This window comes from Brevundimonas sp., assembly GCF_035626535.1.
GTDB lineage: Bacteria > Pseudomonadota > Alphaproteobacteria > Caulobacterales > Caulobacteraceae > Brevundimonas.
In genome coordinates this window covers 1-10,720 of record NZ_DASPNO010000015.1, presented here as the reverse complement: position 1 = coordinate 10,720, position 10,720 = coordinate 1, and the positions used below count along the sequence as shown (strand labels likewise).

Here is a 10,720-nt window from a genome sequence, read left to right as displayed (position 1 = left end):
CGGGGGCTTATTAGGGGCCGAAAGGCGGAGGGGGAAGGGATGGGGTGTCGCGCATCGGGAACAAGGGGATGACGGCGGCGGAATTCGCCTTTAGCGTCCCGGTCATGCGCAACATTCTCCTCGCCTCCACCCTGTTCTTCGCGGCTCAATCGCCGTTCACCCTCGCGATGGCGCAAACGCCGGACCCCGCGGTGCTGACGCCCGAGCGGGTGTTCTCGGACCCCGCCCTGGCAGGGCCTGTGGCCAAGGGGGTCAGCCTGTCGCCCGACGGCGAGCTGGTGGCCTTCCTGAGGTCGCGCGAGGACGACGTCGAGGTGCAGGACCTGTGGGCCGCGCCGACGGGCGAGGGCGAGCCGTTCAAGCTGATCGACGCGCGGGCGCTGGTTCCGGACGCCGGCGAACTGTCGGAGGCCGAGAAGGCCCGGCGGGAGCGGATGCGGATCAGCGCGCGCGGGGTGGTCGAATATTCGTGGGACGAGCAGGGGCGCTACATCCTCGCGCCGCTGGAGGGCGACGTCTTCCTCGCCGAACGGGAAGGCGGGGCGGTGCGCCGGCTGACCGAGTCCGAGGCCGACGAGATCGACGCCAAGGTGTCGCCGGACGGCAATTTCGTCTCCTGGGTCCGGGATCAGGACCTGGTCGTCTACGACCTGGCCAGCGGACGGGAGACCGAGGTCACCAATGATGGCGAGGGGCTGATCACCTGGGCCACCGCCGAATTCATCGCCCAGGAGGAGATGGATCGCGACACCGGCTACTGGTGGAGCCCGGACGAGCGCTACATCGCCCTGCAGCGCACCGACGAGTCGGGCGTCGACGTCATCCCGCGGCTGGACATCACCGGCGGCGGCGCGACCGTGATCGAGCAGCGCTATCCGCGCGCCGGCCGTCCAAACGCGGTGGTCGAGCTGTATGTGCATGACCGCCAGACCGGGCGGCGCACCAAGGTCGATCTGGGGACGAACACCGACATCTATCTGGCGCGGGTGAACTGGTCGGCCGACGGCCGGACGCTCTATGTGCAGCGCCAGTCGCGCGATCAGAAGACGCTGGACCTGCTGAGCGTCGACCCGGCCACGGGCGCGTCGCGGGTGATCGTGACGCAGCGTTCGGACGCATGGGTGCCGCTGACCCACGACTTCAAGGCGCTGGACGACGGGAACTTCATCTGGTCGTCGGAAGAGACGGGCTGGAAGCATCTGTACCTGTACGACCGCGACGGGCGAATGATCCGGCCGATCACCTATGGGCCGTGGGCGGTGAAATCGCTGAACGGCGTCAACCAGCGGACTGGCGAGGTCTTCTTCACGGCCTCGTTCGCCTATGCCGAACGGCCCGAGGGCGTCACCGGCGGGCATAGCGTCTGCCCGATGCCGGGCGGTCGCAGCATGATGTGCGACGTCCAGGGCGAGACGCCGACCACGCAGCGGCTGTGGCGCGCCTCGCTGAACGAACAGGGCGGGCGGTTCACGCCGGTGACGCCGGACGGCGGCTGGTGGTCGGCGTCGATGAACCGGACCGGCACGGCCTTCGTCGGCAACTATTCGGACCTGAACACCCCGCCGCAGTCGGGTCTGTATCGGGCCGACGGGACCTTTGTCCGCTGGATCGAGGAGAACCGGCTGGACGAGGATCATCCCTACTTCCCCTATGCGTCGCGGCGCGGCGAGGTGACCTTCGGCACGCTGGAAAGCCACGGTGAAACCTTGGTCTGGCAGATGACGACGCCGCCGGGCTTCGATCCGTCGAAGACCTATCCGGTGATCATGCAGGTCTATGGCGGTCCGTCGGGCGGCGGCGTGAAGCGCGGCTGGCAATCGGCTACCAATCAACTGTTGACGGAGGCTGGCTACATCGTCTTCCGGCTGGACAACCGCGGCGAGGGCGACCGCTCGGCGGCGTTCAAGCAAGCCCTCCACCTGAAGATGGGCCAACCTGAGATCGAGGATCAGGTTCTCGCGGCGAACTATTTGAGATCGTTGCCATTCGTCGATGACAATCGCATCGCGGCCATGGGCTGGAGCTACGGCGGCTTCATGACCCTGCACATGCTGACCGAGCCGGACATGGGCCTGACCTCGGCCATCTCGGGGGCGCCGGTGACCGACTGGAGCCTGTACGACACGCACTACACCGAGCGCTTCATGTCGACGCCGCAGGCCAATCCGGAGGGCTATGCGGCTTCGGACATCGTCGATCAGCTGGATCGGCTGACCGGGCGGCTGCTGCTGATGCATGGCATGGCCGACGACAACGTGATCCTCGAGAACTCGACGCGGGTGATGGATGCGCTACAGGCCTCGTCCATTCCCTTCGAACTGATGCTCTATCCCGGACAGCGCCACGGCGTGCGGGGCAACGAAAGGCAGCTCCAGCAATGGCGGACGTATCTCGACTTCCTCGACCGCACGATCGGTTCGCGGTCACAGTGAAGTCTGCGCTCCTCGGCGTAAGGACTGTCTCGAGGGGTCGTCGAAGCGCCGCACTGGCCGCCGTGATGGCCGGCGTCGCCGCAGGGTGGAGTGCCCCCACTGCGGCGCAGACGGCGGCCTCCGCTCCGGAACGAAGCTGCCGGATGGTGAGCGAGATGCCGGCTGCGGAACAGGCCGCTATCCGCGGCGACGCCGCCAACGCCGGACGTCCCATTCCCGACGGAGCCGAGATCGAGGTCTGCCGCGAGCGGATTCGGAGCGGTACGCTTCTGGCGGACCTGTTCGGACCGCAAGATGCGCCCTACCGCAGCGTGATCCGCTGGACGCCGGGCGCAGAACTCCCGATCCGCGGCCGACCCGACGCGATTCTTCGCGGCATGCTCATCCTGCTGAAGGACAATATCGAAACGGCGGATATGCCGACGACGGCCGGCTCCTTGGCGCTCGTCGACAACGCGCCCGGCCGTGATGCTCCGCTGGTCGCGCGCCTTCGCGAGTCAGGGGGCCTTATCGTCGGCAAGGCCAATCTGTCCGAATGGGCCAACATCCGCTCGTCGCAGTCGATCAGCGGGTGGAGCGCGGTCGGGGGGCAGACGCGCAATCCCTATGACCCGGAGCGGACGCCGTGCGGCTCGTCGGCGGGCAGCGCGGTGGCGGTGGCCATCGGTCTGGCGCCGGCGGCGATCGGGACGGAGACGGACGGGTCGATCACCTGTCCGGCCTCGGTCAACGGCGTGGTCGGGTTCAAGCCCACCGTGGGGCTGGTCAGCCGCACGCACATCGTGCCAATCAGCCATTCGCAGGACACGGCCGGGCCGATCACCACGTCGGTCGAGGACGCGGCGCGGGTGCTGACGGTGATCGCCGGGTCGGACCCGCTGGACCCGGCCACGGCCGAGGCCGACGCGCGCAAGGTCGACTATCGGGCGGCGCTCGACGCGGACTCCCTGAACGGCGCGCGCATCGGGGTGCTGCGGTTCCTCGTGCCCAACTATTCGGCCGAGACCCAGGCGGTGTTCGAGGCCAATCTGCAGGCGATGCGTGACGCCGGGGCCGAACTGGTGGAGATCACCGAGGCGCCGGCGGATTTCCGGCAGATCGGCGGCTGGGAGCTGACCGTGCTGCTCACCGAGCTGAAGCACGACCTGAACCTGTATCTCGCCTCGACCGATCCGGCGCAGGTGAAGACGCGCACCCTCGCGGACGTCATCGCCTTCAACGCCGCCGAGCCGCGCGAGACGGTGCTGTTCGGGCAGGACCTGTTCGAGCGGGCCGAGGCGACCGGCGGGCTGACCGACCCCGCCTATGTCGAGGCGCGCGAGCGCTCGTTCCGCGCGGCCGGGCCGGAGGGCATCGACCGGATGATGGCGGAGCACGGGGTGGTCGCCCTGACCGCGCCAACGACCTCGCGGGCGTGGACCAACGATCCGAACGACGACGACCGCTCGCAGGGCTCGGCCAGCCGGCTGGCGGCGGTGGCGGGCTATCCGCACCTGACCGTGCCGATGGGCTTCGACCGCGGCATGCCGGTCGGGATCAGCTTCATCGGCGGCAAGTGGGACGACGCCAGGGTGCTGTCGCTGGGCTACGCCTTCGAACAGCGGACGCTTGCGCGGCGGGCGCCGGAGATGCGGCCGCCTGCCTCCTGATCCGCTCATCGCCGCGAAGGCGGGGACCCAGTTCATTTTTGCTGAAACGCCCATGTCGGGGATCAACACCATGCAAGTCCGTCACAACCGACCGTCCAAAGGTCCGGGTCCCCGCCTTCGCGGGGATGAGCGGAAGTGGGGGGTGATCCTCGCGGTTGGCCTCTACCTCGCGGCGAGCCCGGCTCTGGCTCAGGAAGTGTATGGCGCGCGTCATGTGACGCCCGAGGAAGCGGCGACGAACAGCGTCTTGGTCTGGACCGATCCAGAGATGGTGGTGCGCTGGGAGGCGGGTTCCGGCATCGCAGGCATGCCGATCCTGCTGAAGGACAATATCGAGACGCGCGACATGCCGACCACCGCCGGATCGCTGGCGCTGATCGGCAACGCGCCCGGACGGGACGCGCCGCTGACGGCCCGGCTGCGCGAGGCGGGGGCGGTGATCCTCGGCAAGACCAATCTGTCGGAGTGGGCCAACATCCGCTCATCGAATTCGACCAGCGGCTGGAGCGCGGTGGGCGGACTGACGCGCAATCCGCACGCGCTGGACCGCAACGCCTGCGGCTCGTCCTCGGGCAGCGGGGCGGCGGTGGCGGCGGGGATCGCCCCCGCGGCTATCGGCACCGAGACTGACGGCTCGATCACCTGCCCGGCGGCGATCAACGGCATCGTCGGTTTCAAGCCGACGGTGGGGCTGGTCTCGCGCACCCACGTCGTGCCGATCAGCCATTCGCAGGACACCGCCGGGCCGATGACCCGCACCGTCGAGGACGCAGCCGTCGTGCTGTCGGCCATCGCCGGCTCGGACCCGATGGACGCCGCCACGGCCGAGGCCGACGCGCGCAAGGTCGACTATCGGGAGGCGCTGGACGCCGGCTCCCTGAACGGCGCACGCATCGGCGTGATGCGCTTCTCGATGGGCTATTCGCGCAAGACCGACGCGGTGTTCGAGGAGAACCTGCAGCGCATGCGCGAGGCCGGCGCGGTGATCGTCGACATCACCGAAGGGCCGGACATGAACGCCATGGGCGCGGCCGAGCTCGAGGTCCTGCTTTACGAGCTGAAGGCCGACCTGAACGCCTACCTCGCCTCGACGGACCCGGAGCAGGTGCAGACGCGCACGCTGGCGGACGTCATCGCCTTCAACGAGCGGACGCCGCGCGAGCTGGCGCTGTTCGGCCAGGAGCTGTTCATCCAGGCCCAGGCCAAGGGCGACCTGACCGATCCGGCCTATGTCGAGGCGCGCGCGACCTCGCTGAGGCTGGCCGGGGCTGAGGGTATCGACGGGCTGATGCGCGAGCATGACGTTGTGGCGCTGATCGCCCCGACCACGGGTCCGGCCTGGACCACGGACGTGATCAACGGCGACCACTACGCCGGGGCCGCCAGCCAGATGCCGGCCATCGCCGGCTATCCGCATCTGACGGTGCCGATGGGCTTCGTCGACGGACTGCCGGTCGGGATGAGCTTCATCGCGGGCAAGTGGGAGGACGCCAAGGTGCTGTCGCTGGGCTACGCCTTCGAACAGCTGACCCAGGCGATGCGGTCGCCGGCGTTCGCGCCCACGGTGGACGTCGCCGAGACGCTGGCCCCCCTGCTGGCGCCGCTGGCGCGCTAGCGCGGGAAGCGGGCGAAATCCCCCGCGATGACGCCGTCCAGCTCCGCGCGATACCGGGCGTGGGCGGGCTGGCCTGGCGCGATGCGGCCGAAGGCGACCTCGTCCCCGGCTCCCGTATCGAGCCGCAGCATGGCCAGTGGCACGGACGTGGGCACGAGCTGCGAGCCGTTGCCGACCAGCAGCGTAGTCAGGATGCCGTAGAGCGCCCGCTTGATCGTCGGCCGGCCGAGCACGGCGAGGCGGTACTGGCCGTCGACGTTGGTGACGAGATAGGTGTGCCCGGACAGGTGCGGCATCGACACCCTGCCGCTCTGCGAGAAGGAGCTGTCGATCCGTTCCGACTCGCGGAAAGCCAGATGCGACCCGGCCGCGTCCCATTCAATGGTGGTCAGATAGGCGTAGATGTCCGCCGGGTTGCCGAATGACGGGCGCAGGGTCAGGTAGCGGCCCTCGATCCAGCGCACGGCGCCGCGCGAATAGCCGCCCAGATCCCCGGCGGAGTCTGCCCGCGGATCGATCGCCGGAGCGGGCCGGACCCGGAGCGGCGTGCCGAGCGCCTCCTCAAGCCGGATCACGGTGGCGAGGGTGAAGGCGCGGCGGCCGGAAAGTGCCTTTTCCAGCGTCGAGATGCTGATCCGGGCCATGTCGGCCAGCGCCTGGCGCGAGATGCGGCGGCGCGCAAGCTCCTCGCGCACGCGGGCGGCGATCTCCTGGGCCTGCGGATCGTCCATACCGTGATTCATCCCCTGCGAGCCCCCAGTCCGCACATTTCCGCACATGCCGTCAAGCTGGACCGTGGATGGCCGCCGAAGCGGCGCCTTGTGGCGGTGATTTGCGTCGATTTCTCGTGGCTGTGCGGGATCGGCAGGGCCTAGTCAGCAGGCTCCCGATGGAGCTTTGCCATGACAAATTCCGCTCTTCTCCGCCTCCCCCGCCGCCCCATGTGGCGCGGCGTCGGCCTGTTGTTCGCCATCGCGCTGGCGGTGACCGCCATCGCGTCCCTGGTCTCCGCGCGGGAGGCGCCGGAAGGCGACCTGGATGAGCCGTCCGCCGGCGCGCTGCAGTTACGCACCAGCCGGGGCACGGTCAGTTCGGCGGTGCGGCTGGGCACCGACATGCAGGTCACCGTCACCGGCCAGTCGGCGCGGGTGAAGGTGGTGCAGGCCTTCCGCAACACCGGGCGCGAATGGGTCGAGGCGACCTATCTCTATCCGCTGCCCGAGGACGGGGCCGTCGACAGCCTGAAGATGGTCGTTGGCCAGCGGGTCATCGTCGGCGAAATCCATCGCCGCGAAGAGGCGCGCGAGATCTATGAGACGGCGAAGGCCGAGGGTCAGCGCGCCGGGCTGGTCGAACAGCAGCGGCCGAACATGTTCACCAACCGCGTGGCCAATATCGGGCCCGGCGAGACGGTGTTGATAGAGATTGAATACCAGGCGCCGGTGCGTCGCGTCTCGGGCGAATACTCCATCCGGCTGCCGCTCGCCGTCGGTCCCCGCTACATCGCCGAACGGTCGCTGGCCACGGCGGCGGGACGGGCGGACGCGCGGGCCACGTCCGCGCCGGTCGCCGTTCCCGGACAGGGCGTCACGCTCAATCCGGTGTCGATCACCGTCGATCTGCGGCCCGGGTTCGCCCCCGCGCGGATCGTCAGCCCCTACCATCCCGTGCGGATCGCGGAGGCCGGCGCCACCGGTCGGACCGTCACCCTGGCCGCCGGTGAGGTTCCCGCCGACCGCGACTTCGAGCTGCGCTGGCGTACGGCGGACACGGAACCGACCGTCGGCCTGTTTCGCGAGCGGCTGAATGGCCACCACTATCTGATGGCGGTGATCAATCCGCCGGCGCCCGACCGCAGCCGGCCGGCGCCGCCGCGAGAGCTGGTGTTCGTGATCGACAACAGCGGCTCGATGTCCGGCGAGTCGATGGAGCAGGCGCGGGCGAGCCTGAAGCTGGCGCTCGACACCCTGACCCGCGCGGACCGGTTCAACGTCATCCGCTTCGACGACACCATGACGGAGCTGTTCGACCGGCCGGTGCAGGCCACGCCGGACCAGCTGGCGCTGGCGCACCGGTTCGCGGACTCGCTCGACGCAAACGGCGGCACCGAAATGCTGCCGGCCCTGCAGGCGGCGCTGGTCGATGACACGCCCGGGGACAGGGAGCGGGTGCGGCAGGTGATCTTCTTGACCGACGGCTCGATCTACAATGAGGACGAGATGCTGGCGGCGCTCGGCGCCGACCGCGGCCGCAGCCGGGTGTTCATGGTAGGCATCGGCTCGGCGCCCAACACCTTCCTGATGAACCGCATGGCCGAGGTGGGGCGCGGGACCTACACCAACATCAGCGACACGACCGAGGTCACGGCTCGGATGACCGAGCTGCTGGACCGCCTCACCCGGCCCGTCGCGACGGGGCTGACCATCGCCAGCGACGGGGGTGCGCAGTTCGCGCCGGAGGTGCTCCCCGATCTCTACGAGGGCGAGCCGCTGGTCCTGCTGGCGCGGTCGCGGCGCGCCGCCGGCAGGGTGACGGTGTCGGGCGTGACCGACGGCCGCCGCTGGAACCGCACGGTCGATCTCGGCCAGGCTGTCGAAGGCCCGGGTGTGGCGCGGCTGTGGGCGAAGCGCCGGATCACCGACATCGAGGTCGAGGACAGCCTCGGCGACAGCGACGGCGCGGCTGCCGCCGAAGCGATCGCCCGCCTCGGCCTGGAGTTTTCGCTGGTCACCCGGGAAACGAGCCTGGTGGCTGTCGACCGCACCCCCGCCCGCCCCGAAGGCGCGCGGCTCACGGAAGAGGAACTCCCGCTGAACCTGCCCAAGGGCTGGGACTTCGACCACCTGTTCGGCGGGCCGCTGGCCGAGGGACGAGCGCCTGGCGTCAATCCGGACGATCCCGCCCAGCTGCTGGAGCTGCCGCAGACCGCCGCCGGCTGGGCCACGCCGCTCCTAAACGGCCTCATGCTGCTCCTGACGGGCGTCGGCGGCCTGTGGCTGATGCGCCGGCGGAGGACGGCATGACCGGCCTGATCGCAGGAAAGGGAGGGCGCGCCGCCGGGCGCGTCTTCCGCCTGCCGCTGATCCTGGCGGTCGTCGCCGGGCTGGGCCTGATCGGCCACGGACTGTTCGTCCCGGTCAAGGCGGCGGTGGCCCAGGTCCTTCTCGAGCGAGCCTTCGACCGGGCGCGGGACACCGGCCGTCCGGTCAAGGCCTGGCCGTGGGCTGACACGGCTCCGACGGCGCGGATCAGCGTACCGCGTCTCGGGGTCAGTCAGATCGTATTGGCCGGCGGCTCGGGAGAAGCCCTGGCCTTCGGGCCGACGCTGCTGCCGGGCGGCGCCGAACCGGGGCGGCGCGGGACGGCGGTCTTCGCCGCCCATCGGGACACGCACTTCCGCTTCCTCAAGGACCTTCGGCGTGACGATCTGATCGTCGTCGAGACGATCGCAGGCGGGCGAAGTGAATTCCGGGTCAGCGGCGGCGCCGTGGTGCGCCGGGACCGGTTCGGCGTCGACCGCTACGCTTCCCAACCCTCGATTGCACTGACGACCTGCTGGCCGTTTGACGCCCCGGAGCGCGGCCCGTGGCGCTTCATTGTCTCGGCGCGCCGCGTCTGACGTGCAACCTTCGCCGTGGGCGCGGGTTGGGCTGCGATGGAAAAGTACTTCCTCCGCTTCGCGACCTACACCGCCCGGCTGACGGGCAAGCCGTGGACCTTCCTGCTCTGCCTGGCGGTGGTGATCGTCTGGGCGGTGACGGGCCCGATCTTCGGCTTCAGCGCCGACTGGCAGTTGGTCATCAACACCGGCACCACCATCGTCACCTTCCTGATGGTCTTCCTGATCCAGAACACCCAGAACCGCGACGGGGCGGCGATTCAGGCCAAGCTGGACGAGTTGCTGCACGCGGTCAGCAAGGCGGACGAGCGCTTCGTCGGCATCGAACGGCTGAGTGAGAAGGAACTCGACCTGATCCTCGCCCAGGTCGAGGCGCGGGCCGAAAGGGTCCGCAAGCTGGGCGGCCCCCTGGTCGCCACACGCGACGAGGACACCGAGCGGAAACGCCAGAGGGTGCGAAAGAGCGGCGGCGCCCGGAAGGTGACGGTCACCACGGCGCGGCGGGGAAGGGCCAAGGCTTGAGCGACCTCGCCGCCAATGTCGTCGGCTCGGCCGCGGCCCTGTGTTCAATCACCAGTTTCGCGCCACAGATGGTCAAGATCTGGACGACGCGAGACGCCTCGGCCGTTTCGCTGAAGACCTATTCGCTGACGGTCACCTGTTTCGTGCTGTGGACGGCCTATGGCGTGATGACGGACGCCTGGCCGATCATCGTGGCCAACGCCTGCGCCCTGCTGATGTCCGCGGGCGTGCTGGCCATGAAGTGGAAATTCCGCGACGCCTGACGGTCAGAGGCGGTCGCGGATCGCCTCGATGATCCGCTCGCAGGCCTGTTCCGGCGTCAGGGCGGCAGCGTCGATGTGGATGTCGGGACGTTCGGGACGCTCATAGGGGCTGTCGATGCCGGTGAAATTGCGCAGCTGGCCGGCGCGGGCCTTGCGGTACAGACCCTTGACGTCGCGGTTCTCGACGACCTCCAGCGGTGCGTCGACGAAGATCTCGACGAACTCGCCCGGCGCCATCCGCTCACGGGCCATGCGGCGCTCCGCGGCGAAGGGCGAGATGGCGGAGACCAGCACGATCAGGCCGGCGTCGGCCATCAGCCGGGCCACCTCGGTGATGCGGCGGATGTTCTCGACCCGGTCGGCGTCAGTGAAGCCGAGGTCCTGGTTGAGGCCGTGGCGGACGTTGTCGCCGTCGAGCAGGAAGGTGTGGCGGCCGAGCGCCGCGAGGCGCTTCTCGACGAGGTTGGCGATCGTCGACTTGCCGGCGCCCGACAGGCCGGTGAACCACAGCACGCAAGCGCGCTGTCCCTTGAGGCTCGCGCGCGCGAGCTTGTTTACGTCGAGCGCCTGCCAGTGAATGTTGTCCGCTCGACGCAGCGCGAAGCTGAGGAGACCGGCGC

At 69.4% G+C, this 10,720-nt stretch carries 9 protein-coding genes; 7 read left to right on the top strand and 2 right to left on the bottom strand.

From position 1 onward, the window contains the following. The first annotated feature begins 104 nt into the window (after positions 1 to 104). The 3 genes from VEC04_RS01455 (at position 105) to VEC04_RS01445 (ending at position 5,696) form a co-directional block, all read left to right on the top strand. Entirely contained in the window at positions 105 to 2,432 is a 2,328-nt protein-coding gene (locus tag VEC04_RS01455; RefSeq protein ID WP_324773109.1) for a S9 family peptidase, read from the top strand. Between the two features lie 143 nt (positions 2,433 to 2,575). Then, positions 2,576 to 4,081 (top strand): amidase, encoded by a 1,506-nt coding sequence (locus VEC04_RS01450; protein WP_414642631.1) that lies wholly within the window; start codon positions 2,576 to 2,578, stop codon positions 4,079 to 4,081. A 268-nt stretch (positions 4,082 to 4,349) separates the two neighbouring features. Continuing rightward, entirely contained in the window at positions 4,350 to 5,696 is a 1,347-nt protein-coding gene (locus VEC04_RS01445) for an amidase (RefSeq protein ID WP_324773200.1), read from the top strand. On the opposite strand, the gene VEC04_RS01440 is transcribed toward VEC04_RS01445, so the two are convergent. Next, on the bottom strand, positions 5,693 to 6,427 hold the full coding sequence (locus VEC04_RS01440; RefSeq protein ID WP_324773107.1) for a helix-turn-helix transcriptional regulator: 735 nt from the start codon (positions 6,425 to 6,427) through the stop codon (positions 5,693 to 5,695). The genes VEC04_RS01445 and VEC04_RS01440 overlap by 4 nt on opposite strands. A 171-nt stretch (positions 6,428 to 6,598) precedes the next feature. On the opposite strand from VEC04_RS01440, the gene VEC04_RS01435 reads away from it, so the two are divergent. Genes VEC04_RS01435 through VEC04_RS01420 form a run of 4 tightly spaced genes read left to right on the top strand, consistent with a single transcriptional unit; the run spans position 6,599 to position 10,100 of the window. Then, on the top strand, positions 6,599 to 8,719 hold the full coding sequence (locus VEC04_RS01435) for a marine proteobacterial sortase target protein (RefSeq protein ID WP_324773105.1): 2,121 nt from the start codon (positions 6,599 to 6,601) through the stop codon (positions 8,717 to 8,719). Next, positions 8,716 to 9,315 (top strand): class GN sortase, encoded by a 600-nt coding sequence (locus tag VEC04_RS01430; RefSeq protein WP_324773103.1) that lies wholly within the window; start codon positions 8,716 to 8,718, stop codon positions 9,313 to 9,315. Before VEC04_RS01435 ends, VEC04_RS01430 begins: the two co-directional genes overlap by 4 nt. A gap of 36 nt (positions 9,316 to 9,351) precedes the next feature. Then, the gene (locus VEC04_RS01425) at positions 9,352 to 9,837 is read left to right on the top strand and encodes a low affinity iron permease family protein (protein WP_324773101.1); all 486 of its coding nucleotides are present in this window, start codon (positions 9,352 to 9,354) and stop codon (positions 9,835 to 9,837) included. After that, positions 9,834 to 10,100, top strand: a complete 267-nt coding sequence (locus tag VEC04_RS01420) for a SemiSWEET family sugar transporter (protein WP_324773099.1) — start codon at positions 9,834 to 9,836, stop codon at positions 10,098 to 10,100. The genes VEC04_RS01425 and VEC04_RS01420 overlap by 4 nt, the downstream gene beginning before the upstream one ends. A gap of 3 nt (positions 10,101 to 10,103) precedes the next feature. On the opposite strand, the gene cysC is transcribed toward VEC04_RS01420, so the two are convergent. Beyond that, a partial coding sequence (cysC, locus tag VEC04_RS01415; protein ID WP_324773097.1) for an adenylyl-sulfate kinase occupies positions 10,104 to 10,720 on the bottom strand: 617 nt, incomplete at its 5' end.

Bases quoted from the DNA above. Each gene is read 5' to 3' on its own strand.
- VEC04_RS01455 (WP_324773109.1), top strand. From the start codon at position 105: ATGCGCAACATTCTCCTCGCCTCCACCCTGTTCTTCGCGGCTCAATCG.
- VEC04_RS01450 (WP_414642631.1), top strand. From the start codon at position 2,576: ATGGTGAGCGAGATGCCGGCTGCGGAACAGGCCGCTATCCGCGGCGAC.
- VEC04_RS01445 (WP_324773200.1), top strand. From the start codon at position 4,350: ATGGTGGTGCGCTGGGAGGCGGGTTCCGGCATCGCAGGCATGCCGATC.
- VEC04_RS01440 (WP_324773107.1), bottom strand. From the start codon at position 6,427: ATGGACGATCCGCAGGCCCAGGAGATCGCCGCCCGCGTGCGCGAGGAG.
- VEC04_RS01435 (WP_324773105.1), top strand. From the start codon at position 6,599: ATGACAAATTCCGCTCTTCTCCGCCTCCCCCGCCGCCCCATGTGGCGC.
- VEC04_RS01430 (WP_324773103.1), top strand. From the start codon at position 8,716: ATGACCGGCCTGATCGCAGGAAAGGGAGGGCGCGCCGCCGGGCGCGTC.
- VEC04_RS01425 (WP_324773101.1), top strand. From the start codon at position 9,352: ATGGAAAAGTACTTCCTCCGCTTCGCGACCTACACCGCCCGGCTGACG.